Source organism: Streptomyces sp. NPDC059874, assembly GCF_042731135.1.
Lineage (GTDB): Bacteria > Actinomycetota > Actinomycetes > Streptomycetales > Streptomycetaceae > Streptomyces.
Map to the genome: position 1 here is coordinate 39,308 of NZ_JBHWJY010000026.1, position 22,069 is coordinate 61,376.

Below are 22,069 nucleotides of genomic sequence, written 5' to 3' on the forward strand. Positions count from 1 at the left end.
CTACTGCGCGGGCCCGCCCCCGACCGAGGTGGCCGGCAGGACGACCACCTCGGTCGGGCTGAAGGTGACCGCCACGCGGTCGCCCACCGCGGGCGCCCCCGCCAGCCCGCACTCGGCCTCCAGTACCGGCCCCGCCTCCGGGCGCACCCGCAGTGCGACGTGCGTACCGCGGAAGGTGCGGGCGACCACCTCGCCGGCCAGACCGGCCGCGCACAGCACGACCCCCGCCGGGCGGACGAGCAGCCGGTGCTCTCCGTCCGGGGTGCCCGCCGGAACCGGGACCTTGCCCCACGCGGTGACGGCCGCGCCGCCCGACACCACGGCCGGGACCACGTTCTCGAAGCCGAGGAACCGCGCCACGAACTCCGACGCGGGCCGCTGCCACACCTCCAGCGGAGTCCCGGCCTGCGCGATCCGCCCGTCCCGCATCACCACGACCCGGTCGGCCAGGGCGAAGGCCTCCCCCTGGTCGTGCGTGACGGCCAGCACGGTCGTCCCCAGCCGGGAGAACAGCCCCCGCAGCTCCACCACGAGCCGCTCCCGGAGCCCCCGGTCGAGCTGCCCGAGGGGTTCGTCCAGCATCAGCAGCCGCGGCGACGGCGCCAGCGCCCGGGCCAGCGCGACCCGCTGCTGTTCGCCGCCCGACAGGGAGGCCACCGCCCGGCCCTGGGCTCCGGGGAGCCCGACCAGCTCCAGCAGCTCCGCGACCCGGGGCCCGTACGAGCCGCGCCCGCGCGAGGAGCCCCGCATCCGGAGGCCGAACGCGACGTTCCCGCCGACGTCCCGGTGCGGGAAGAGCTGGTGGTCCTGGAACATCAGGCCGACGCCCCGCCGGTGCACGGGCACCCCGGCCTGGTCCGCCCCGCCCAGCAGTACCCGGCCCTCGGACACCTGCTGGAGTCCGGCGACGACCCGCAGCAGTGTGGACTTCCCGCTTCCGCTCGGTCCCAGCACGCACACGATCTCGTGCTCGGCGACCTTCAGGTCCACGGCGTCCACGACCGCACGCTCACCGAAACGGACCGACACCCCTTCCAGCTGAAGCAGTGTCATCAGAACTCTCCGGAGGTCTTGTCGGGTCGCAGTCGCTCCAGCACCAGCAGGGACGCCGCGCACACCAGCATCAGGATCGTGCTCAGGGCCATCGCCTGCCCGTAGTTCATCTCGCCGGCCCGCCCCAGCAGCCGGGCCACGGCCACCGGCAGCGTCGGGTGGTCCGGCCGCGCGATGAACACGGTCGCGCCGAACTCCCCCAGCGAGACCGCGAAGGCGAACCCGGCCGCGATCAGCAGCGCCCGCCGCACCAGCGGCAGGTCCACCTCCCGCCACGCCCGCAGCGGCGACGCGCCGAGCACCGCGGCCGCCTCCCGAAGCCTCCCGTCCACCGCGCGCAGCACGGGCAGCATGGTCCGTACGACGAACGGCACGCCCACGAGGGCCTGCGCGAGCGGCACCAGGATCCACGAGGTCCGCAGGTCCAGCGGCGGCTCGTCCAGGGTGATGAGGAAGCCGAAGCCGACCGTCACGGCGGACACCCCGAGCGGGAGCATCAGCAGCGCGTCGAAGCCGCGTACGAAGCGGCCCCCGCGCCGGGTCAGTGCCGCGGCCGCGAGCCCGCCGACGACCAGGGCGATCGCGGTGGCGGCGAGCGCGTACCGGAGGGAGTTCCAGATCGCCTCCAGCGGCGGCACCAGGAACGTTCCGCCGCCCGCGCCCACCTCCTGGAGCGCCCGGTAGAAGCCGAACCCGTACCCGCCGGGCGCGTCGAAGGAGCGTTCCACCAGCACGCCGAGCGGCAGCACGATGAGCAGAGCCACGGTCAGCAGCACCCCGCCCAGCAGAGCGCGCTGCGCCAAGCCGCGCGGCCGGTGGGTGGTCCGGCCCGGATCGACCAGCCGCAGTGCGGTCTCGCGCCTGCGCACGGTCCAGGCGTGCACCGCGAGGATCGAACCGATCGCGGCGAACTGCACCATCGTCAGCACGGCGGCCGTCGGCAGGTCCAGGAGCTGCGCGGTCTGCCGGTAGACCTCCACCTCCAGGGTGGAGTACGAGGGCCCGCCGAGGATCAGCACGACGCCGAAGGAGCTGAAGGTGAACAGGAACACCATCAGCGAGGCGGCGGCCACCGCCGGGGCCAGCGCGGGCAGCGTCACCCGCCGCCAGGCCGCGAACCGCCCGGCGCCGAGCACCCGGGCGGCCTCCTCCTGGCGCGGATCCAGCTGGGCCCAGAGCCCGCCGACCGTGCGTACGACGACGGCGTAGTTGAAGAAGACGTGCGCGAGCAGGATCGCCCAGACGGTGGTGTCGAGCCGGACCCCCACCCGTTCGTCCAGCAGCCCGCCCCGGCCGACCAGCGCGAGGAAGGCGGTACCCACGACCACGGTCGGCAGCACGAAGGGAACGGTCACCATGGCGCGCAGCAGCTGCTTGCCCGGGAACTCGAAGCGCGCGAACACGTACGCGCCGGGGAGTGCGATCAGCAGCGTGAGCGCGGTGGAGGCGAGCGCCTGCCAGGTGGTGAACCACAGCACCTCGGCGATGTCGGGCCGGGTGATCACCTCGCCGACCCGGCCGAACTGCCAGCCGGCGTCGGTCTTGAGCCCGCGGCCGACGATGGCGGCGACGGGATAGGCGAAGAACAGCCCGAAGAAGGCGAGGGGCACGGCCATCAGCGCGAGCCGCACCGCCGTGGCCCGACCGGACTCACGGGTGCTCACGCCGAAGCCCGGAACCGGCGCGGCGCCCCCCGACGCCGCGGCCGTTTCCTTGGTGGTACCGCCTACTTCACGACGAGCGCGGTCCATGCCGAGACCCACTGATCACGGTTCTTGGCGATGGTCTCCGGAGCCACGTTCTCGGGCTTCTCGACCACCACGCCGTGCTTGGTGAACAGCTCCGGCAGGGCAGCGTTCTTCGTCACCGGGTTCACGAACATCTGGAGCGGCATGTCCTCCTGGAACTTCTTGCTGATCAGGAAGTCCACGAGCGCCTTGCCGCCCTCCTCGTTCTTCGCGCCCTTCAGCAGACCCGCGAACTCGACCTGACGGAAGCAGGTGCCGGTGGCGACGCCCGTCGGGGCCTCGGCCGGCTGCGGCTCGCCGTACAGCACCTCGACCGGCGGGCTGGAGGCGTAGGAGACGACCAGCGGGCGGTCGCCCTTGGCCTTCTTGCCGCCCGCGGAGCCGGAGAAGCGCTCGTTGTAGGCCTGCTCCCAGCCATCGACGACCTCGACGCCGTTGGCCTTCAGCTTGGTCCAGTAGTCCTTCCAGCCGTCCTCGCCGTACTTGCCGACGGAGGCGAGCAGGAAGCCGAGGCCGGGCGAGGAGGTCGCGGCGTTCTCGGTGACCAGCAGGTTCTTGTACTCCGGCTTGATCAGGTCGTCCAGCGTCTGCGGCGGGGCGATCTTCTTGTCGGCGAAGTAGGCCTTGTCGTAGTTGACGCAGATGTCGCCGGAGTCGATCGGGGTGACCCGGTGCTCCTTGTCGAGGACGTATTCCGGCTTCACCTCGGCCAGGCCCTTGGCCTCGTACGGGGTGAAGATGCCCTTGTCGAGGGCGCGAGAGAGCAGGGTGTTGTCCACACCGAAGAAGACGTCGCCGCGCGGGGAGCCCTTGGTGAGGATCTCCTGGTTCAGCGCCGCGCCCGCGTCCCCGGACTTCAACACCTTGACCGTGTAGCCGCTCTGCTGCTCGAACTCCTTGAGGACCGTGTCGGTCACGTTGAAGGAGTCGTGGGAGACGAGCGTGACGGTCTTGGACTTCGGGGTCTCGCCCGCGCCCTTGTCCTTGGCGTCGCCGCCGCAGGCGCTGAGCGTGGTGACGCCCAGCGCGGCCGCGAGCGCGGCGCCCGCGATCTTCTTGGTGGTGCTCACTGGTGATTCCTCCTGGGATGACCAGGAGAAGACGCGGCCCCGCCCGGCGCTCTGTGGGAGCGGACGCCGGGCAGGGCGCAACAGCTTGAGTGATGACCGAACTTCCTACCCCGAATGACCGGGGCGAGGTTCAGAGGGTCTGCGGATGACGGGTACCGCACTCTCAGCGCTGTGGCGCTCCCCTGTCGGAATATGAAATTGGTTCGGCCACAGGGTACCCCGTGGCCGAATGCGAACGGTCAGAACCGGACCCTAGCGCTCCGACGCGGCGAGCTGGCCGCACGCGCCGTCGATCTCCTGGCCGCGGGTGTCCCGTACGGTCACGGGCACGCCGTGGCGGGCGATCGCCTCGACGAAGGCCCGCTCGTCCTCGGGTCGCGAGGCGGTCCACTTGGAGCCGGGCGTCGGGTTCAGCGGGATCAGGTTGACGTGGACGCGCTTGCCCTTGAGCAGCTTGCCCAGCAGGTCACCGCGCCAGGCCTGGTCGTTGATGTCGCGGATGAGGGCGTACTCGATCGAGATCCGGCGGCCGGACTTCTCCGCGTACTCCCAGGCCGCGCCGAGGACCTCGCGAACGTTCCAGCGGGTGTTCACGGGGACCAGGGTGTCGCGCAGCTCGTCGTCGGGCGCGTGCAGCGAGACGGCGAGGCGGCACTTGAAGCCCTCGTCGGCGAACCGCAGCATCGCCGGGACCAGGCCGACGGTGGAGACGGTGATGCCGCGCTGCGACAGGCCCAGGCCGTCGGGCTCCGGGTCGGTGAGCCGGCGGATGGCGCCGACCACGCGGTTGTAGTTGGCCAGCGGCTCGCCCATGCCCATGAAGACGATGTTCGACAGGCGGGCCGGGCCGCCCGGGACCTCGCCGTCGCGCAGGGCGCGCATGCCGTCGACGATCTGGTGCACGATCTCGGCGGTGGAGAGGTTGCGGTCCAGACCGGCCTGGCCGGTGGCGCAGAACGGGCAGTTCATGCCGCAGCCGGCCTGCGAGGAGATGCACATGGTGACCCGGTCGGGGTAGCGCATCAGCACGGACTCGACGAGCGTGCCGTCGTGCAGCTTCCACAGGGTCTTGCGGGTGGTGTCGTTGTCGCAGGAGATGTGCCGTACGACGTTCATCAGGTCCGGGAGGAGCTCCTGCTGGAGCTTCTCCCGGGAGCCGGCGGGGATGTCGGTCCACTCGGCCGGGTCGTGCGCGTACCGGGCGAAGTAGTGCTGGGAGAGCTGCTTGGCCCGGAAGGGCTTCTCACCGATCGCGGCGACCGCCTCGCGGCGCTCCTCCGGCGTGAGGTCGGCAAGGTGCCGGGGCGGCTTCTTGGCTCCGCGCGGTGCGACGAAGGTGAGCTCTCCCGGAACGGGGCGGGCCATGGCAGGTACTCCTTGTAAGACGAAAGGCGCGCCGCAGAAGCAGCGCGCCTTTCAAGAGTAACCGCCCGGCGTCTTGTGACGCCTTTCCGCAGGTCAGCCCGTACCCACGAAGGCCGCCAACAGCAGCCAGACGACCGGAGCGGTCGGCAGCAGGGAGTCGAGCCGGTCCATGATGCCGCCATGACCCGGGAGCAGGGTGCCCATGTCCTTGATGCCCAGGTCACGCTTGATCATCGACTCGCCCAGGTCGCCCAGGGTGGCGCTGACCGCGACCGCGAGGCCCAGCAGCAGGCCCTGCCACCAGGAACCGCCGTCGATCAGGAACTCCATGCACAGGGCGCCCGCCGCCATGGCGAAGGCCACCGCGCCGAAGAGCCCCTCACGGGTCTTGCCGGGGCTGATGCGGGGGGCGAGCTTCGTCTTGCCGAACCGCCAGCCGACCGCGTAGGCCCCGGTGTCGCTGACCACGGTCAGGACCAGGAAGGTCACCACGCGCTGCGGACCGTCGTCGGCGGTCAGCAGCATCGTGACGAACGTGGCCAGGAAGGGCACGTAGAACGCCGCGAAGACACCCGCGGTGACGTCCTTGAGGTAGTCCTCGGGGGGTTCGGTCATCCGCCAGACCAGGACCGCGAGGGCGGTCAGGGCCATGGCGACCCAGGCCCCCTCGGCACCCCGGACGTAGCCGGCGATGACCATGGCCGCGCCGCCCACCGCGAGCGGGACCAGCGGGGCCTTGATGCCCTTCTTCTCCTGGAGCCGGGAGGTGAGCTCCCACAGGCCCACGACGACAGCGACGACCACGACGCCGACGAAGACCGCCTTGACGATGAACAGCGAAGCGAAGATCACCGCGCCGAGGCCGACGCCGACCCCTATGGCGGCACGCAGGTCCCGCCCCGCGCGCTTCTTCGGCGGCGGGGGAGAGGCGTCCTGCGGTGCCTGCGAGGGCGGAGGCGGGGGGCTGGGCATGGGCTCCTGCGGCGGCGTCTCGTCGCGGAAGAGGGGGCCGCCGTCCGGTGCGGCCCCCCGATCGCGTGCTTCCCGGTCGTCGAAGTCACGGCCGGCGGCATCGGGCACGATGGGCATGGGCCGAGTGTGCGGGCCCACCTGCGCATCGTATGCGGGACCCGCCGGAACCGGCTCCGGCTGCCAGGAAGAGTCGTTCATCAGACTTCGAGGAGCTCGGCTTCCTTGTGCTTGAGGAGCTCGTCCACCTGCGCGACGTACTTCGCGGTGGTGTCGTCGAGCTCCTTCTCGGCGCGGCGCACCTCGTCCTCGCCGGCTTCCTTGTCCTTGACGAGCTTGTCGAGGGCGTCCTTGGCCTTGCGGCGGACGGCGCGGATGGAGACCTTGGAGTCCTCGGCCTTGGTGCGCGCGACCTTGATGTACTCCTTGCGGCGGTCCTGCGTCAGCTCGGGGAAGGTCACCCGGATGATGCTGCCGTCGTTGCTCGGGTTGACACCGAGGTCGGAGTCCCGGATGGCCTGCTCGATGTTGCGCAGCGCGCTCTTGTCGAACGGGGTCACGATCGCCATGCGCGGCTCGGGCACCGAGAAGGAAGCGAGCTGGTTGATGGGCGTGATGGCGCCGTAGTAGTCCGCCACGATCTTGTTGAACATCGCCGGGTGCGCACGACCGGTGCGAATCGCGGCGAAGTCTTCCTTGGCGACGACGACGGCCTTTTCCATCTTCTCCTCGGCCTCGAGGAGGATCTCTTCGGTCACCACGTGCTCCTGCATGTCTTGAATGGATGGTTCAGGCGGGCGGGACGGGCGGGGCCGGTCCGGGCTCGGTCCGGCAGCGGACTGCTCAGGCCCGGGTTCCCTGGTCGCTGACAAGCGTGCCGATCTTCTCACCCTTGACGGCGCGCGCGATATTGCCCTCGGCGAGCAGTTCGAAGACGAGGATCGGCAGCTTGTTGTCGCGGCACAGCGTGATCGCCGTGGCGTCGGCGACCTTGAGGTCACGGGAGAGGACCTCGCCGTACTCCAGTGCGTCGAACTTCACCGCGTCCGGGTTCTTCTTGGGGTCGGAGTCGTAGACCCCGTCGACGCCGTTCTTGCCCATGAGGAGGGCCTCGGCGTCGATCTCCAGGGCGCGCTGGGCCGCCGTGGTGTCGGTGGAGAAGTACGGCATGCCCATGCCGGCGCCGAAGATGACGACGCGGCCCTTCTCCAGGTGGCGCACGGCGCGGAGCGGGATGTACGGCTCCGCGACCTGGCCCATGGTGATGGCGGTCTGCACGCGGGAGTCGATGCCCTCCTTCTCCAGGAAGTCCTGGAGGGCGAGGCAGTTCATGACCGTGCCGAGCATGCCCATGTAGTCGGACCGGGCCCGGTCCATGCCGCGCTGCTGGAGTTCGGCGCCGCGGAAGAAGTTGCCGCCGCCGATCACAACGGCGATCTCCGCGCCGTCTCGGACCACCGCGGCGATCTCGCGCGCGATGGCGTGGACGACGTCGGGGTCGACGCCCAGTCCTCCGCCACCGGAGAAGGCCTCGCCCGACAGCTTCAGCATGAAGCGGCGGCCCTTCTTGTCCTGGTCGCTCTTGTCGTCGGATGCGGTGTGGGGGTCCACGCCCTGATTCATGGAGATCTCCTCGTGCACATACGAAGAAGGCCATTGCCGGTGGGTCCTTGCGGTTCCCTCTACGGCAATGGCCTCCTCGTCAGATCTGCGGTCGTCCTGCGCGAGCGCGGACGACTGCCTCAGACCCTACCGGGGTCCGGTGTCCGTCGCGTACGGACGGACTCAGATGCCGACCTTGATGCGCGAGAAGCGCTTCAGGGTGACACCGGCCTCGTCCAGAACCTTCTGCACGGACTTCTTGTTGTCCAGCGCGTACGGCTGGCCGAGGAGGGTGGCCTCCTTGAAGAAGCCGTTGACGCGACCCTCGACGATCTTCGCGATGGCAGCCTCGGGCTTGCCCTCCGCGCGGGTGACCTCTTCGGCGATGCGACGCTCGGACTCGACCTTCTCGGCCGGGACGTCGTCGGCGGACAGCCACTGCGGGGCGAACGCGGCGATGTGCTGCGCGACGCCGCGGGCGACCTCGGCGTTCTCCTTGTCGAGCTCGACCAGGACGCCGATCTGGAACGGCAGGTCGGGCATCGTGCGGTGCATGTACGAGGTCACGTAACCGCCGGTGAACTGCGCGAAGCGGTCCAGGACGATCTTCTCGCCGAGGTTGGCGTTGGCCTCGTCGACGAAAGCGGTGACGGTCTTGCCGGGCTCGATCTCGGACGCGAGCAGCGCCTCGATGTCGGCCGGGGAGGTCGCGGCGACGTGCGCGGCCAGCTGGTTGGCGACGGCCAGGAACTTCTCGCCCTTGGCGACGAAGTCGGTCTCGCACTTCAGCTCGACGATGACACCGGAGGTGTTGTCGTCGGCGATGAGGGAGACGACCGCACCGTTCTCGGCAGAACGGCCCTCGCGCTTGGCGACGCCCTTCTGACCCTTGATGCGGAGCGCTTCCTGGGCCTTGTCGACGTCACCGTCGGCGTCCACGAGCGCGTTCTTGCAGTCCAGCATGCCGGCGCCGGTGAGCTCGCGGAGCTTCTTGACGTCAGCGGCGGTGTAGTTCGCCATGAGTCTGTGATTCTCTCTCGAAGTCGTAGATCTACGGGTGAACGGCGGAGGCGCCGCGCTTTTGGCGCGGCTCCCCCGCCGTCATCGTCCGTGCTGTGAGTGCCCGGCGCGTGAACGGCGGGCGCTCTCAGTGGGTCAGGCCTGCTCGGCGTCGGCGGCCGGGGCCTCAGCCTCGGCGGCCGGGGCCTCGACGACCTCGGCGGCGGCCTCGGCCGGAGCGGCCTCGGCGTCGTCGGCCTTCTTGTCACCCTCGAGCAGGTCGCGCTCCCACTCGGCGAGCGGCTCGGCGGCGGCCTTCTCGCCCGGCTTCGAGTCGCCGGTGGCAGCGCCGGAGCGGGCGATGAGGCCCTCGGCGACGGCGTCGGCGATCACGCGGGTGAGCAGGGTGACGGAACGGATCGCGTCGTCGTTACCCGGGATCTTGTAGTCGACCTCGTCGGGGTCGCAGTTGGTGTCGAGGATCGCGACGACCGGGATGTGCAGCTTGCGCGCCTCACCGACCGCGATGTGCTCCTTCTTGGTGTCGACGATCCAGACGGCGCTGGGAACCTTCGACATCTCGCGGATACCACCGAGGGTCTTCTCCAGCTTGGTCTTCTCGCGGGAGAGGACCAGGAGCTCCTTCTTGGTGAGACCCGAGGCGGCGACGTCCTCGAAGTCGATCGCCTCAAGCTCCTTCAGACGCTGAAGGCGCTTGTAGACGGTGGAGAAGTTGGTGAGCATGCCACCCAGCCACCGCTGGTTGACGTACGGCATGCCAACGCGCGTCGCCTGCTCGGCGATGGCCTCCTGGGCCTGCTTCTTGGTACCGACGAACATGATGGAGCCACCGTGCGCGACGGTCTCCTTCACGAACTCGTAGGCGCGGTCGATGTACGACAGCGACTGCAGCAGGTCGATGATGTAGATGCCGTTGCGCTCCGTGAAGATGAAGCGCTTCATCTTCGGGTTCCAACGACGGGTCTGGTGACCGAAGTGGACGCCGCTTTCCAGCAGCTCCCGCATCGTGACGACGGCCATGGCCATCTCCTTGGTTTCTCGGTTTGGTTCCTGACGCCCCGCCGCGCCCTGCCCCGCTGAGGGACCGAGAGACGCTGTCACCTGGCCGTTTCGGGCCGGTGCTGGGGCGTGCGAAGTCGACCCGGTGACCCGGATCGCCACAAGAAGTGTACGGGACCCGGCGGTATGCCGGGTGACGCCGTTGTCCACAGCGCCCGGACTGTCCACAGGCCCGCCCCGACCCTCCGCCGGCACGGAACGCTTGGGCACCATGACGACACTGCTGATCAGTCTGCTCCTCGCCCTGGCCCACGCGACCCTTCCCGGGGTCCGCCCGCTGCCCGGGCCCCTGTCGGTGGCCCGCTGGTGGGACCCTCCGCCGTCGCCGTACGCGGCGGGGCACCGGGGCGTGGACCTGGCGGCGTCGGTGGGTGCGGAGGTCCGGGCGGTCGCCGCGGGCCGGGTTCACCACGCCGGCCAGGTCGCGGGCCGCGGGGTCCTCTCCCTCACCCTCCCGAACGGCCTGCGCACGACCTACGAGCCGGTCCGCGCCCTGGTCTCCGAGGGCGAGTCGGTCACGGCGGGCCAGGTGGTCGCGATCCTCACGGAGGGCACGCACTGCCCGGCCCCCTGCCTCCACTGGGGCCTCTTGAGGGGCGAGGAATACCTCAACCCCCTCACCTTCCTCCCCCGCCCCACGCCCCGCCTCCTGCCACTACTCAGCCCCGCAGGCCAAAATCCAGCCCCGCCAGGACGAAATCAAGCCTCGCCGGCGCTTGAGGCGCGGGGTTTGGGGCTGAGCCCCGATCCTTGAGCCGCACCGGCCCGGCCAGGGGCCGAGAACCAGCCGCGCCGGCGCTTGAGGCGCGGGGCCGAGGGGGGAGCCCCAGGGCCTCAGCCCCGGACCCCCCGCAGGGCCATGGCGACGGCGGTCTCCGTGACCACGGCGGGATCCTCTGCGGCACCGAGCTCGATGCGCCGGACGGCGGCGTCCACGACACCCTGCAGCAGCATCGCCGCGAGCTTCGGCTCCCGCTGCCCGAGGGCGGCCAAGGCCTCGACGATCATCGCGACGAGGCCCCCGTGCGCCGCGCGGATCTTCTCCCGCGCCCCGGCGTCCAGCTCGCTCGCGGAGATCGCCACCACGGCCCGGTGCCGCCGGTCCCCCACCAGCCCCAGCTGGCTCCGCACATAGGCCTCGATCTTCGCCTCCGGCGCCTCGGCGGATTCCATCGCCGCCTCGATCTCGGCGGCCCACACGGGGAAGTCCACCGCGCACAGCTCCTCGACCACGGCCGCGCGGGAGCGGAAGTACTCGTACACGGAGGACCGGGCGAGCCCGGTGCGCTCCGCGAGGGCGGGGAAGGTCAGCGCCTCCGTACCGCCTTCGGACAGCAGGGTTCGCGCGGCGTCCAGAAGGGCGCCGCGCTGCATCGACCGGTGCTCGGCCACGGAGGCCGCTCGAATCCTGGGCACACGTCCACTCTACGGAGGTACCGCAACCTCACCGCCCCACGTCCGCCAGCTTCGCCCGCAGTTGCAGCACCGACTTGGTGTGGATCTGGCTGACCCGGCTCTCGGTGACGCCCAGCACGTTGCCGATCTCGGCCAGGGTGAGGCCCTCGTAGTAGTAGAGGGTCACCACGGTCTTCTCCCGCTCGGGCAGCGTGTTGATGGCCCGTGCCAGCAGGCGCCTGAGCTCGCGGTCCTCCGCCACCTCCACCGGGTTGTCGGCGGCGGTGTCCTCCAGGGTGTCCATGAGGGAGAGGCGGTCGCCGCCCTCGCCTCCGACGTGCAGGAGTTCCTCCAGCGCGACCACGTTCGCCAGCGACAACTGGCTGAATACGGCGTGGAGGTCCTCCACCCCGATCCCCATCTCCCCGGCGACCTCGCTCTCCGTGGGGGTGCGCCGCAGCTGCGCCTCCAGCGTGGCGTAGGCCCGCTCCACGGCCCGCGCCTTCTGCCGCACCGAGCGGGGGATCCAGTCCAGCGCCCGCAACTCGTCGATCATCGCGCCGCGGATCCGGGTGATCGCGTAGGTCTCGAACTTGATCGACCGGTCGATGTCGAACTTCTCGATGGCGTCGATGAGTCCGAACACCCCGGAGGAGACGAAATCGGCCTGTTCCACATTGGGCGGCAGGCCCACGCTCACGCGGCCGGCGACGTACTTGACCAGCGGCGAGTAGTGCAGGATCAGCTGCTCCCGCAGCCGCTCGTCACCCGAGGCCTTGTACGAGCGCCACAGCACGTCCAGGGACGAGGGCGCGGTGGACCGCTCACTGCCGCGGGCAGCGGGGGGCACCGCAGCGCGGTCAGACCCTGAGGTGTGCTGGGGCATGCTTCGCCTTTGCCGGAGCGGGATTCCTTGGGAGCGTAGCGTGACGGAAGTGTCGCGGTGCGCGAAGAGTACGGGATCGCGCGGGGGCGCAGGCGCGACCCGACTCGCGCGGGCCACCCGGGACCGGCGCCTGGCGCTCGGTCCCGGCAGCTGCCATCGGGAAGACCGCGTCTCTCATCGCTTTCACTCTTTCACCGGAACGCCCCAGGTCAACGACCGCCTCGCCGGGCGGCACCGGTTTGTGTGCCTCCTCCAGCCGTTTGTCTGCTCAACTGCCAGTCGTCGCCCTGCCGTTCGACGAACCCCAGAGAGTGAAGTTCGTACAGTCTGCCGATGACTTCATCGGCGCTGGTGCCGGAGGCAAGTGCCAACTCCGCGACCCGCGCCGGGCGGCCGGCCGGCAGCGCTTCGAGCACCCTGGCGGTGTCCCGGGCGAGCAGGTCCCGGGCGAGCAGGGGTCCGCGCCGCTCGGGAGCCAACTCGCCCATGGCGCCGACCAGCTCGGCCACCTCCGCCGCGTCGGTGACCAGCTCGGCCTCGCCGCGCAGCAGCTCGTGCACCCCGGCGGAGAGCCCGCTGGTGGCGGGCCCGGGGACGCCCATGGTGAATCGGCCGAGCCTCTGGGCCTGTCGGGCCGTGACGAGGGAGCCGCTGCGGTGGGCGGCCTCGACCACGACGGTGCCCCGGGTGAGGGCGGCGATGACCCGGTTGCGCAGGACGAAGCGGCTGGGGGTGGGGTGGCTGCCGGGTGGCAGCTCGCCCAGGATCAGCCCCTGGCCGGCGACACGGCCGAGCAACTCGGCGTGTCCGCGCGGATAGGCGACGTCCACCCCGCAGGCGAGCACGGCCGCGGTGGCGCCGCCCGAGGCGAGGGCTCCGCGGTGGGCCGCGCCGTCGATCCCGTACGCGGCGCCGGAGACCACGACCCAGCCCCGCTCGGCGAGGCCGGCCGCCAGGGTCTGGGCCATGTGCGCGCCGTACGGGGTGCAGGCGCGGGCCCCGACCACGGCGACCGAGCGCAGCGCCCAGGTCCGCAGGTTCGGCCGGCCGCGCAGCCACAGCCCGACGGGCCGGGCGTCGCCCAGGTCGTCGAGCTGGGTCGGCCACTCCGCCGAACCGGGGCAGACGAACCGGCCCCCGTACTCGGCGGCCGCCGCCAGGTCCCGCCGGGGGTCGGCCAGCGCCGCCCGCCTCCGGTACCCGGCGAGCCGCCCGGCTCCCACCCCGCCCGGCGCACGAACCCCGCCGTCCCCCTCGCCCTCGCTCCCGGTGAGCATCCGTATCAGCCGCACGGCCCCGTGCTCGCGCAGCCACCGCCCCACGATTTCGTCCCCCGGCTCCACCACCCGCGTCAACGCGGCCCTGGCCAGTACCTCCGGTCCGACCGCGGTGGCCGGAGCCGGGCTCCGGCCACCGCGGCTGCCCGGCCCGGTCGGCTCCGGGGCGGGGCCGGCCCGCCCGTCTCCGTCCCGCACGGACGGCTCCGCATCCCCCGTCCCGGTCATGACCCGGCCCCCACGATCGCGGCCGTGCCTCGGGCGATGCCGGTCCTCAGTTCCAGGGCGACGGCGACGTCCAGGGCATCGGGACGGTCGCGCCCCCGTAGGTCGGCGACCGTCCAGGCGACCCGCAGGACCCGGTCCAGCCCCCTGGCGGTGAGCAGGCCGCGCTCCATGTCCCGCTCGGCCGTGGCCAGCGCCCCCGGGCCCGCCTGCCACCGGGTGCGCAGCTCCTGGCCGGGCACTTCGGAGTTGAGCCGCCATGGGGTGTCGGCGTACCGGGCCGCCGCGCGGTCCCTGGCCTCCTGCACCCGGTCGGCGACACTCGCGGTGGATTCGCCTCGGCCGCCCTGCCCCAGCAGATCGGACCGGGTCACGGGCTCGACTTCGACCCTCAGGTCCACCCGGTCGAGGAGCGGCCCGGAGAGCCTGCCCTGATAGCGCCGGATCACGGAGGGCGGGCATTCGCACCCGGCCCCGTGCAGGGTGTGGCGCCCGCACGGACACGGGTTCGCCGCGAGCACCATCAGGAATCTGGCGGGCAGCCGCACGACGCCGGCGGCCCGCGCGATGACCACGTGCCCCGATTCGAGCGGCTGCCGCAGCGCGTCCAGGGTCCGGCCTTGGAATTCCGGGGCCTCGTCCAGGAACAGCACGCCCCGGTGGGCCAGGGAGACCGCCCCCGGCCGGGGGACGCCGTTCCCGCCGCCCACCAGCGACTGCATGGTCGCCGAATGGTGGGGCGCGCAGTAGGGCGCCCTGGCCACCAGCGGCTCTCCGGGCGGGAGGATCCCCGCCACCGAGTGGACCGCCGTCACTTCCACGGACTCCTGACGGGTCAGCGGTGGCAGGATCCAGGGCAGCCGCTCGGCCAGCATCGTCTTGCCCGCTCCGGGCGGCCCGCTGAGGAAGAGGTGATGCCCTCCGGAGGCCGCCACCTCCAGGGCGCGGCGCGCGGCGTACTGCCCGGCCACATCCGCGAGGTCGGGGAAGTCCGGCCCGTCTCCCGCACCGGAACGGCCCCGGCCGCCGAGTCCCGCGCCCAGCCCCGCCCCCGGCACCAGCAGCCCCGCCAGTATCGGGTCCGGGCGCCCGGGGGTGACCGCGGCGTCCAGGGCGTCCTCCTCGGGGACGGCGGTGTCCGTCAGGACCGCGATCAGCTGGCGCAGGCTGCGGACCCCGAGCACCGAGACGTCCGGTACGAGCGCGGCCTCGGCGGCGCACTGCTGCGGCACCACCACCTGCCGGTAGCCCGCCTCCGACGCGGCGAGGACGGCCGGCAGGATCCCCCGGACCGGGCGCACCCGGCCGTCCAGCCCCAGCTCCCCGATGAGTACGAGATCGGCGATCGCGCCGGGCTCGACCACCTCGGCGGCGCCCAGGACGGCTGCCGCCACAGCCAAATCGAAACCCGCGCCGGACTTCGGCACGGACGCCGGGCTCAGCCCGACCGTGAGCTTCTTCTGCGGCCAGGCCGCACCCGAATTGACCACGGCGGCCCGCACCCGGTCCCGGCTCTCCACCAGGGTCTTGTCGGGCAATCCCACCAGTGTGAAGGCCGCGACCCCGGGCTCCAGGTCGGCCTGGACCTCCACCACCACGCCGTCGACGCCGACCAGGGCCACCGAACAGGCCCGGGCGAACCCCATCAGGCCACCCCCCTGACGTGCTCCACCACGGGCGCCCCGCGCCGCGGCAGCAGGACTCCGACGAGGTCGATGCGGACCCCGCCCGGGGGTGGCCCGCCGTTGTCGGCGAGCCAGCGGCCCGCGAGCCGGCGCAACCGCTCCGCCTTGCCGGGCCGCACGGCGGCCATGGGATGCTCGAACTCACCCTCCCGGCGGGTCTTGACCTCGCAGACGACGAGGGCGTCCCCGTCCCGCGCGACGATGTCGATCTCCCCGCTGCGGCACCGCCAGTTCCGCGCGATCACGGTCATCCCGGCTTCGGTCAGCCGCCGTGTCGCGAGCTCCTCGCCGTACCGCCCCAACGCCTGCTGTGCCACGCCCTTCGCGTTCATCCGGCACCACCTCCGGCACCGACGATCCCGCGCCCTCACCCACCTTGTGGATCTTGGTGGACAACCGGGCCGTTGTGGACAATCCCGTCACCCACACGAAGGACGGCCCCGGGCGGCGCCGAAGGCGCGGCTAGCCGCCGGGCAGTTCGAGGTCGCTCTTGTTGAGCTCCTCGATGTTCACGTCCTTGAAGGTCAGCACGCGCACCTGCTTCACGAAGCGGGCCGGACGGTACATGTCCCAGACCCAGGCATCGGCCATCGAGACCTCGAAGAAGACCTCCCCCTGCACCGAGTGCACCTGCATCTCGTAGTCGTTGGTGAGGTAGAAACGGCGTTCGGTCTCGATCACATACTTGAACAGCCCGACGACGTCGCGGTACTCCCGATAGAGCTTCAGCTCCATCTCGGTCTCGTACTTTTCGAGGTCCTCGGCACTCATGGCATGTTCCCCTTCAGCCGTGCGTCCCCCTATTGTGCGCCAGACCCATGCGCCCCTAAACGATTTCCGGGGCCAGGACCACCGGCGCAGCCGGAGGACCGTCGTCGAGCAGCGTCTTCAGCAGCTCGGCGAGTCTGGTCGGGTACACCGTCTCACGTGCCGCGAGCAGTTCCTCGGAGGTCCACCACCTGGCTCCGGTGACGCTGCGCCGCTCCAGTTCGGTGAGCCCGCCCATCGCGGTCTCCGTCTGGGCGGTACGGGCCAGGAAGTACCACTCGTCCTGCTCCCAGCGCCGCCCGTCGAAGGGGAACGAGCAGTACCGGTGCCACAGGACCGGCCCCAGCAGGACGTCTGTGATTCCCGTCTCCTCCGCCAGCTCGCGCAGGGCGGCCTGCTCGCGGCTCTCGGTTCCCTCCAGCCCACCGCCCGGGGTGAACCACCAGTCGTCGGCGGGGTCGGCCGGCTCGAAGCCGTGCAGCAGCAGGATCCTGTCCGCCGGGTCCAGCAGGATCACCCGGGACACCTGCCGCGGGCCGGCGGCGCGGGCCGCCGGGTCAGCGGGCACCGGCCCGCTCCCGCCGCCTCCCGCGCCCCAGAACCCGTACGACGGGTCCGTACGCGGCCCCCAGCACCACCAGGACGGCCCCCGCCAGCACCGCCGCCACCTGGAGCCTGAGCGGCCCGGGGCGCGAGGTGCCGCCGGGCAGGTTCTCGTACGTCTTCGGCCGCTCCAGCATCTTCATGTCGGGCCAGGCCAGGGCGTCGACGCGGGCGCTGACGGTCGACCGGGACACGGTGCCCTGCCCGGCCTCCTGCAGGTGTGCCCGCGAGTCCAGCGAGCCGGCGCGGCGGTCGCCCAGCAGGAAGAGGTTCCCCTCGGGGACCGTCACCTCGAAGGGGGTGCCGGAGGGCGTGGTCTGCCCGGGCGGCATTTCCAGGCCGGTGTCGGGCTTGGTGGCGTCGATGTAGGGCTCGTCCAGAGCCGTGCCGTTCACGGTGACCTCGCCGTGAGCGCCGCAGCACTTCACGGTGTCGCCGCCGATGCCGACGACCCGCTTGAGCATGGGCGAATCGCTCCACATGGAATCAGTAAAGATGACGACGTCGCCGCGGCGCACCTCGCCGCCGTCGATGCGCTGCGCCAGCACCCGGTCCCCGGGCTTCACGGTCGGCATCATCGAGTCGGTCGGCACCGTGTACGGCCGGTAGACGACCGCACCCCAGACGAAGCCGCCGAGGAAGAGCGCAAAGCCGACGGCCACGGCGAGCCCCGACAGCACATTGCCGAGACCGCCGCGGCCGTCCTTGCCACTGCGTATTGAACGGGTACCGCCCGAACGCGTACCGCTTGCCTGCGTGCCGCCCATTGCAGCGCCCCCACACTTCGGAGATCGTCGACCTGGGCGGCACCCTACCCGGCGGTACGCCCGCTGGTCAGCCTCCGGCGGCGCCACATGACGAGCGGCACAGCACCGGTGAGCCCGAGCACGGCCGGGCCGAGCCCGACGGGAGCCAGACCGGAGGCCCCGAGCCCGAGCGCGTTCGCCGCCGCCTGGTTGCCGATGCCCGGCTGGTCGAAGGTGTCCGGGACCGGCAGGGTGGACCAGCGGGTGATCGGCCACGCGACCACCACGGCCCGCCCGACGACCTTGTCGACCGGCACGAAGCCCTGGGTGGAGTCCTGCATGTGGTAACGGGAGTCCTGGGAGTTCTGCCGGTGGTCGCCCATCACCCAGATCTTGCCCTTGGGCACGGTGATCGGGCCGAAGGGAGCGTCGTCACACGGGGTGTTGCCGGGGAAGATGTACGGCTCGTCGAGGGCCTTGCCGTTGACGACGACCGGTCCCCCCTTCTTGCACTCGACCGTGTCCCCGCCGATGGCGATGGTCCGCTTGATCAGGTCCTTCTCGGCGGCGTCCGGCATCAGACCGATCTTGCTGAGGATCTGCTGCGCGAGGTTCGGCTCCGGAGTGGGCTCCCCGGACAGCCAGTCCGCCGGGTCGTGGAAGACGACGACCTCGCCGCGCTCGGGCTCGGAGCCGAACCACGGGGTCAGCTTGTCCACCAGGACGCGGTCCCCCCGCTGCAGGGTGTTCTGCATCGAGTCGGAGGGGATCGAGAACGCCTGGACCAGGAAGGTCTTGATCAGCAGGGCGAGCAGCAGGGCGATGCCTACGAGGAGCGGGAGCTCCTTCCAGAAGGAGCGGTGCGCGTGCGCCTTGGCATCGCCGTCCTCCTCCTCTTCGGCCTCGCGCTTGACGGCGTCGTCATCCGGCCGCTCCTCGCCCTCGTCGCGTCCGGACCGTGCGCCTACCGCCACATCCCCCACATCCACTCCTTTTGTAGAGATCGCCGCCCGCGCCGAACCGGACACGGGCCCTCCCCTCCCTTAACGAGCGGGAGTTCCCTAAGGCGCGGGAGACCCAGGACACACTATGCGAACGGCACGGCCCGACGGCGCCGCCGTCGCCGGTGCGCCTCGCGCCTCGCCTGATCGGGGACCATGCGGAAGGTCGCGGGCGTCTCGAAGCGCTTCCAGTGTGCGTAGGGCCAGGCGATCACCACGGCCTCGCCCACGACGTCGTTCTCGTCGATGGTGCCCTGGAAGGCCTCGTCGAGGTGGTAGCGGGAGTCCGACGAGTTCGCCCGGTGGTCGCCCATCACGAAGAGCCGGCCCGCCGGCACCCGCACCTCGAAGCGGATGTCCGAGGGGGTGTTGCCGGGGCTCACGTACGGCTCGTCGAGCGGCGAGCCGTTGACGGTGACCCGGCCCCTGGCGTCGCAGCACGTGACGGTGTCCCCGCCGACCCCGATGACGCGCTTGATCAGGTCCTGCTCGTCGGCCGAGGGCAGCAGACCGATGAAGGTCAGCACCTGCTTGATCTGCTTGATCCCGACCGGGTCGGGGGCCGGCCGGGCCGCCTCGCCCTGGAGCCAGCCGCCCGGGTCCTCGAACACGACGACGTCCCCGCGCTCGACCTTGGAACCGAACCACGGGGTCAGCTTGTCCACGAGGACCCGGTCGCCGATCCGGATGGTCTGCTCCATCGAGCCCGACGGGATGAAGAAGGCCTGTACGAAGAAGGTCTTGAGGAGCATGGCGATGCACAACGCCACGACCACCAGCAGCGGCACCTCACCGGCCCGGCGCGTACGACGACGCCGCCGCACCCGGCGGGCCAACCGGCGCCGCTCGGCCCGGCTGCCCGGCTCGGGCTCCGGCTCGCGCCGCGGCCGCCCCCGGCTACCCATGCCCGCCGCCGGCGGAACCCCACCGCGACACCGGCCAGCCGATCCAGTCGGCCCGCCCGATCACCTTCTCCACCGGCACCATCCCCCCGCCCGGCTCCCCCAGGTGGTCCCTGGAGTCCCGCGACTGGGAACGATGATCACCCATGACCCACAGCGTCCCCAGGGGGACGACGATCCGGAACGGCACGGTCGACGGCGCGTCCCCCGGGAACAGGTACGGCTCGTCCAGCGGGACGCCGTTGACCTCGATCCGCCCGCCCGCGTCGCAGCACACCACGTCGTCACCGCCGACGCCCACGACCCGCTTCACGAAGTCGGTGTCGGAGGGCTCCGCGAGCCCCAGAGCGGAGGCCGCGCCGTGCAGGACCTCACCCACCGGATTGCCCTCGGGGCGCTCGCGCACGAAGGAACCGGTGCCGTCGAAGACCACCACGTCGCCGCGGCGCGGCTCGTCGCCGAAACGGTACGCCAGCTTGTTGACCAGCAGCCGGTCGCCGACCCGGAGCGTCGGCTCCATCGAGCGGCTCGGGATCAGGAAGGGCTGGACCACGAAGTTGCTGAGCAGCAGCAGGAGGACGGTGCAGATCACGCCGAGCACTCCGGCCCGCCGCCAGGTCAGCGGTCGCAGCGCTGCCGAAAACGCAAAACGCGACCGCCCCTCCCCCTCGACGGGGGAAGAGTGGTCGCGCTGCGTGTGAGGTGCTTCGGTGTCCATCGGGAGCGAGCCTATCCGGCCGCTCCCGGACCCCGAAGGGGACCTCAGTTGTCGCGCTTCTCCTTGATCTTCGCGGCCTTGCCGCGGAGCTCACGGAGGTAGTACAGCTTGGCGCGGCGCACGTCACCACGGGTGACGAGCTCGATCTTCTCGAAGATCGGGGAGTGGACCGGGAAGGTACGCTCCACGCCGACGCTGAAGGAGACCTTGCGAACGGTGAAGGTCTCGGAGACACCGGCGCCCTGGCGACGGATGACTACGCCCTTGAACTGCTGGATACGGGAGCGGTTGCCCTCGATCACGCGGACGTGCACGTTGATCGTGTCACCCGGGCGGAAGGCCGGGACGTCCGAGCGGAGCGCGGCGGCGTTGACGCCATCGAGCAGGTGAGACATGTTCTTCGTCTGCTTTCTTCGCATGACGCCACAGGTCGCCAGTGCGGGTTTCCGTAGAGAATTCGGGAGCCGCGCCACTCGTCGGACGACGATCCCCCTGTGGCAGGGGCGTCCGTGAGCACACAGCAGCCGCCTATTCTTCCACGGCCTCGGGCCTGCGCCAAAATCGGCCGTCCGCGGACGGCCGCCAGCCCAGGATGGACAGGATCTCCCGGTCCTTCTTGTCGAAGGAGGAGGCCTCGCAGCGCTCGATCAGGTCGGGGCGGTTCTGCGCGGTCCGGCGGAAGGCCTCGTCCCGTCGGAAGCGGGCGATCTTCCCGTGGTGGCCGCTGAGCAGCACCTCGGGGATGTCCCGGCCGCGCCACACGGGGGGCTTGGTGTAGACGGGACCCTCCAGCAGGTTCGCCATCTCGCCGGGCGCGAAGGAGTCGTCCCGGTGCGATTCGGCGTTGCCGAGCACCCCCGGCAGCAGCCGGGCCACGGCCTCGGTGACCACCAGGACGGCGGCCTCGCCGCCCGCCAGGACGTAGTCGCCGATGGAGACCTCGTACACCGGCATGCGCGTGGCGTACTCGTCCATGACCCGGCGGTCGATGCCCTCGTAGCGGGCCGGCGTGAAGATCAACCAGGGCCGCTCGGAGAGCTCGACGGCCAGCTCCTGGGTGAAGGGGCGGCCGCTGGGCGTGGGGACGACCATGACGGGCCCGTGCGCGCCCGCCTCGTAGCCGTCGGCCAGCGCCGCGTCCAGGGCCTCGCCCCACGGCTCGGTCTTCATGACCATGCCGGGGCCGCCGCCGTACGGGGTGTCGTCGACCGTGTTGTGTCGGTCGTACGTCCAGTCCCGCAGGTCGTGGACGTGTACGTCGAGCTGGCCGCGGGCGCGCGCCTTCCCGACGAGGGAGACGTTCAGCGGTTCCAGGTACTCGGGGAAGATCGTGACGACGTCGAGACGCATCAGGCGCCGTCTCCGGCCTCATCGCGGGTCGAGTCGATGACCGCTTCACGCTCGTCGATCAGCCCGGGCGGCGGGGTGATGACGCAGCGCTGCTCCTCCAGGTCGATCTCGGCGACGATCTCCTCCACGAAGGGGATCATCACCTCGGAGCCGTCCGGCCGCTCGACGATGAAGAGGTCCTGCGAAGGCAGGTGGGAGATCTCGGTGATCCGGCCGATCTCGGTGCCGTCGGCGAGGACCACGTCCAGGTCCATCAGCTGGTGGTCGTAGTACTCGTCGGGCTCTTCGGGCAGCTCCGCCGGGTCCACGTCCGCGATCAGCAGGATGTTGCGCAGCGCCTCGGCACCGGTGCGGTCCTTGACCCCGGCGAAGCGGAGCAGGAGCCGGCCGCTGTGCACCCGGCCCGTCTCGATGGTCAGCGGACCGGCCGTTGCGGGCTCGGTCCGGAGCACGGCGCCGGGACTGAGCCGCAGTTCCGGCTCGTCGGTGCGCACCTCGACGGTGACCTCACCCTTGATGCCGTGGGCGCGGCCGATCCGCGCGACTACCAGCTCCACGATGTACCTCTCCTGTTCAGACGACGACGGGCCGGGGCGGGCACGAATGCCCTCCCCGGCCCGTGCCGGT

General features: G+C 71.3%; 24 protein-coding genes and 1 riboswitch. Of the genes, 1 reads left to right on the forward strand and 23 read right to left on the reverse strand.

Annotated features, from left to right (window positions below):
* The 9 genes from ACFV9H_RS17380 to rpsB form a co-directional block, all read right to left on the reverse strand.
* Nucleotides 1–1,053 (reverse strand): ABC transporter ATP-binding protein, encoded by a 1,053-nt coding sequence (locus ACFV9H_RS17380; RefSeq protein WP_385398664.1) that lies wholly within the window; start codon nucleotides 1,051–1,053, stop codon nucleotides 1–3.
* The gene (locus ACFV9H_RS17385; protein WP_385398790.1) at nucleotides 1,053–2,669 is read right to left on the reverse strand and encodes an ABC transporter permease; all 1,617 of its coding nucleotides are present in this window, start codon (nucleotides 2,667–2,669) and stop codon (nucleotides 1,053–1,055) included. Before ACFV9H_RS17385 ends, ACFV9H_RS17380 begins: the two co-directional genes overlap by 1 nt.
* Nucleotides 2,670–2,779: 110 nt before the next feature.
* Nucleotides 2,780–3,871, reverse strand: coding sequence for a thiamine ABC transporter substrate binding subunit (locus tag ACFV9H_RS17390; protein WP_385398667.1), 1,092 nt, complete (start codon nucleotides 3,869–3,871; stop codon nucleotides 2,780–2,782).
* Between the two features lie 84 nt (nucleotides 3,872–3,955).
* Nucleotides 3,956–4,065: riboswitch (TPP riboswitch) on the reverse strand.
* A gap of 58 nt (nucleotides 4,066–4,123) precedes the next feature.
* Nucleotides 4,124–5,236, reverse strand: a complete 1,113-nt coding sequence (gene rlmN, locus ACFV9H_RS17395; protein WP_385398670.1) for a 23S rRNA (adenine(2503)-C(2))-methyltransferase RlmN — start codon at nucleotides 5,234–5,236, stop codon at nucleotides 4,124–4,126.
* A 93-nt stretch (nucleotides 5,237–5,329) separates the two neighbouring features.
* Entirely contained in the window at nucleotides 5,330–6,406 is a 1,077-nt protein-coding gene (locus tag ACFV9H_RS17400; protein ID WP_385398673.1) for a phosphatidate cytidylyltransferase, read from the reverse strand.
* Nucleotides 6,406–6,963: a ribosome recycling factor gene (frr, locus tag ACFV9H_RS17405; RefSeq protein ID WP_031144133.1), complete on the reverse strand. Its 558-nt coding sequence runs from the start codon at nucleotides 6,961–6,963 to the stop codon at nucleotides 6,406–6,408. Before frr ends, ACFV9H_RS17400 begins: the two co-directional genes overlap by 1 nt.
* A gap of 85 nt (nucleotides 6,964–7,048) precedes the next feature.
* Nucleotides 7,049–7,828: a UMP kinase gene (gene pyrH / locus ACFV9H_RS17410; protein ID WP_354380102.1), complete on the reverse strand. Its 780-nt coding sequence runs from the start codon at nucleotides 7,826–7,828 to the stop codon at nucleotides 7,049–7,051.
* 162 nt (nucleotides 7,829–7,990) lie between these two features.
* Entirely contained in the window at nucleotides 7,991–8,827 is an 837-nt protein-coding gene (gene tsf, locus ACFV9H_RS17415; RefSeq protein WP_385398676.1) for a translation elongation factor Ts, read from the reverse strand.
* A 135-nt stretch (nucleotides 8,828–8,962) separates the two neighbouring features.
* The gene (rpsB, locus tag ACFV9H_RS17420; RefSeq protein ID WP_385398678.1) at nucleotides 8,963–9,847 is read right to left on the reverse strand and encodes a 30S ribosomal protein S2; all 885 of its coding nucleotides are present in this window, start codon (nucleotides 9,845–9,847) and stop codon (nucleotides 8,963–8,965) included.
* A 250-nt stretch (nucleotides 9,848–10,097) separates the two neighbouring features.
* On the opposite strand from rpsB, the gene ACFV9H_RS17425 reads away from it, so the two are divergent.
* Entirely contained in the window at nucleotides 10,098–10,640 is a 543-nt protein-coding gene (locus ACFV9H_RS17425) for a M23 family metallopeptidase (RefSeq protein WP_385398680.1), read from the forward strand.
* A gap of 80 nt (nucleotides 10,641–10,720) precedes the next feature.
* Here ACFV9H_RS17425 and ACFV9H_RS17430 read toward each other — a convergent pair whose 3' ends face one another.
* The 14 genes from ACFV9H_RS17430 to rimM all read right to left on the reverse strand — a co-directional run bounded on the left by ACFV9H_RS17430 (nucleotide 10,721) and on the right by rimM (nucleotide 21,999).
* The gene (locus tag ACFV9H_RS17430; RefSeq protein WP_385398792.1) at nucleotides 10,721–11,260 is read right to left on the reverse strand and encodes a TetR/AcrR family transcriptional regulator; all 540 of its coding nucleotides are present in this window, start codon (nucleotides 11,258–11,260) and stop codon (nucleotides 10,721–10,723) included.
* Between the two features lie 70 nt (nucleotides 11,261–11,330).
* Nucleotides 11,331–12,167, reverse strand: a complete 837-nt coding sequence (gene whiG / locus ACFV9H_RS17435; RefSeq protein ID WP_385398683.1) for an RNA polymerase sigma factor WhiG — start codon at nucleotides 12,165–12,167, stop codon at nucleotides 11,331–11,333.
* A gap of 209 nt (nucleotides 12,168–12,376) precedes the next feature.
* Nucleotides 12,377–13,672, reverse strand: a complete 1,296-nt coding sequence (gene dprA / locus ACFV9H_RS17440) for a DNA-processing protein DprA (protein WP_385398685.1) — start codon at nucleotides 13,670–13,672, stop codon at nucleotides 12,377–12,379.
* The gene (locus ACFV9H_RS17445; RefSeq protein ID WP_385398688.1) at nucleotides 13,669–15,315 is read right to left on the reverse strand and encodes a YifB family Mg chelatase-like AAA ATPase; all 1,647 of its coding nucleotides are present in this window, start codon (nucleotides 15,313–15,315) and stop codon (nucleotides 13,669–13,671) included. Before ACFV9H_RS17445 ends, dprA begins: the two co-directional genes overlap by 4 nt.
* Nucleotides 15,315–15,686 carry a YraN family protein gene (locus tag ACFV9H_RS17450; protein WP_385398690.1) on the reverse strand — a complete coding sequence of 124 codons (372 nt, stop codon included), beginning with the start codon at nucleotides 15,684–15,686 and terminating at the stop codon, nucleotides 15,315–15,317. Before ACFV9H_RS17450 ends, ACFV9H_RS17445 begins: the two co-directional genes overlap by 1 nt.
* A gap of 130 nt (nucleotides 15,687–15,816) precedes the next feature.
* Nucleotides 15,817–16,125 carry a DUF2469 domain-containing protein gene (locus tag ACFV9H_RS17455; protein ID WP_003965949.1) on the reverse strand — a complete coding sequence of 103 codons (309 nt, stop codon included), beginning with the start codon at nucleotides 16,123–16,125 and terminating at the stop codon, nucleotides 15,817–15,819.
* Nucleotides 16,126–16,180: 55 nt separating this feature from the next.
* Nucleotides 16,181–16,690, reverse strand: a complete 510-nt coding sequence (locus tag ACFV9H_RS17460) for an NUDIX hydrolase (RefSeq protein WP_385398693.1) — start codon at nucleotides 16,688–16,690, stop codon at nucleotides 16,181–16,183.
* Nucleotides 16,680–17,492, reverse strand: coding sequence for a signal peptidase I (gene lepB / locus ACFV9H_RS17465; RefSeq protein WP_385398696.1), 813 nt, complete (start codon nucleotides 17,490–17,492; stop codon nucleotides 16,680–16,682). The genes ACFV9H_RS17460 and lepB (ACFV9H_RS17465) overlap by 11 nt, the downstream gene beginning before the upstream one ends.
* Nucleotides 17,493–17,536: 44 nt before the next feature.
* Nucleotides 17,537–18,445: a signal peptidase I gene (gene lepB / locus ACFV9H_RS17470; RefSeq protein WP_385398699.1), complete on the reverse strand. Its 909-nt coding sequence runs from the start codon at nucleotides 18,443–18,445 to the stop codon at nucleotides 17,537–17,539.
* 113 nt (nucleotides 18,446–18,558) lie between these two features.
* Nucleotides 18,559–19,377, reverse strand: a complete 819-nt coding sequence (gene lepB, locus ACFV9H_RS17475) for a signal peptidase I (protein ID WP_385398702.1) — start codon at nucleotides 19,375–19,377, stop codon at nucleotides 18,559–18,561.
* Complete coding sequence (lepB, locus tag ACFV9H_RS17480) at nucleotides 19,370–20,092, reverse strand: signal peptidase I (protein WP_385398704.1); 723 nt, start codon at nucleotides 20,090–20,092, stop codon at nucleotides 19,370–19,372. The genes lepB (ACFV9H_RS17475) and lepB (ACFV9H_RS17480) overlap by 8 nt, the downstream gene beginning before the upstream one ends.
* 44 nt (nucleotides 20,093–20,136) lie before the next feature.
* Entirely contained in the window at nucleotides 20,137–20,487 is a 351-nt protein-coding gene (gene rplS, locus ACFV9H_RS17485) for a 50S ribosomal protein L19 (RefSeq protein WP_073911044.1), read from the reverse strand.
* Nucleotides 20,488–20,620: 133 nt separating this feature from the next.
* The gene (gene trmD, locus ACFV9H_RS17490; RefSeq protein ID WP_385398707.1) at nucleotides 20,621–21,442 is read right to left on the reverse strand and encodes a tRNA (guanosine(37)-N1)-methyltransferase TrmD; all 822 of its coding nucleotides are present in this window, start codon (nucleotides 21,440–21,442) and stop codon (nucleotides 20,621–20,623) included.
* Nucleotides 21,442–21,999: a ribosome maturation factor RimM gene (rimM, locus tag ACFV9H_RS17495; protein ID WP_385398710.1), complete on the reverse strand. Its 558-nt coding sequence runs from the start codon at nucleotides 21,997–21,999 to the stop codon at nucleotides 21,442–21,444. Before rimM ends, trmD begins: the two co-directional genes overlap by 1 nt.
* Nucleotides 22,000–22,069: the final 70 nt, after the last annotated feature.

Coding starts and splice junctions, on each gene's coding strand:
- rpsB (WP_385398678.1), bottom strand. CDS start 9,847: ATGGCCGTCGTCACGATGCGGGAGCTGCTGGAAAGCGGCGTCCACTTC.
- lepB (WP_385398704.1), bottom strand. CDS start 20,092: ATGGACACCGAAGCACCTCACACGCAGCGCGACCACTCTTCCCCCGTC.
- pyrH (WP_354380102.1), bottom strand. CDS start 7,828: ATGAATCAGGGCGTGGACCCCCACACCGCATCCGACGACAAGAGCGAC.
- ACFV9H_RS17380 (WP_385398664.1), bottom strand. CDS start 1,053: ATGACACTGCTTCAGCTGGAAGGGGTGTCGGTCCGTTTCGGTGAGCGT.
- ACFV9H_RS17450 (WP_385398690.1), bottom strand. CDS start 15,686: ATGAACGCGAAGGGCGTGGCACAGCAGGCGTTGGGGCGGTACGGCGAG.
- dprA (WP_385398685.1), bottom strand. CDS start 13,672: ATGACCGGGACGGGGGATGCGGAGCCGTCCGTGCGGGACGGAGACGGG.
- ACFV9H_RS17430 (WP_385398792.1), bottom strand. CDS start 11,260: ATGCAGCGCGGCGCCCTTCTGGACGCCGCGCGAACCCTGCTGTCCGAA.
- whiG (WP_385398683.1), bottom strand. CDS start 12,167: ATGCCCCAGCACACCTCAGGGTCTGACCGCGCTGCGGTGCCCCCCGCT.
- ACFV9H_RS17445 (WP_385398688.1), bottom strand. CDS start 15,315: ATGGGGTTCGCCCGGGCCTGTTCGGTGGCCCTGGTCGGCGTCGACGGC.
- trmD (WP_385398707.1), bottom strand. CDS start 21,442: ATGCGTCTCGACGTCGTCACGATCTTCCCCGAGTACCTGGAACCGCTG.
- ACFV9H_RS17385 (WP_385398790.1), bottom strand. CDS start 2,669: ATGGCCGTGCCCCTCGCCTTCTTCGGGCTGTTCTTCGCCTATCCCGTC.
- rplS (WP_073911044.1), bottom strand. CDS start 20,487: ATGTCTCACCTGCTCGATGGCGTCAACGCCGCCGCGCTCCGCTCGGAC.
- rlmN (WP_385398670.1), bottom strand. CDS start 5,236: ATGGCCCGCCCCGTTCCGGGAGAGCTCACCTTCGTCGCACCGCGCGGA.
- lepB (WP_385398696.1), bottom strand. CDS start 17,492: ATGGGCGGCACGCAGGCAAGCGGTACGCGTTCGGGCGGTACCCGTTCA.
- ACFV9H_RS17425 (WP_385398680.1), top strand. CDS start 10,098: ATGACGACACTGCTGATCAGTCTGCTCCTCGCCCTGGCCCACGCGACC.
- ACFV9H_RS17455 (WP_003965949.1), bottom strand. CDS start 16,125: ATGAGTGCCGAGGACCTCGAAAAGTACGAGACCGAGATGGAGCTGAAG.
- ACFV9H_RS17400 (WP_385398673.1), bottom strand. CDS start 6,406: ATGAACGACTCTTCCTGGCAGCCGGAGCCGGTTCCGGCGGGTCCCGCA.
- tsf (WP_385398676.1), bottom strand. CDS start 8,827: ATGGCGAACTACACCGCCGCTGACGTCAAGAAGCTCCGCGAGCTCACC.
- lepB (WP_385398702.1), bottom strand. CDS start 19,377: ATGGGTAGCCGGGGGCGGCCGCGGCGCGAGCCGGAGCCCGAGCCGGGC.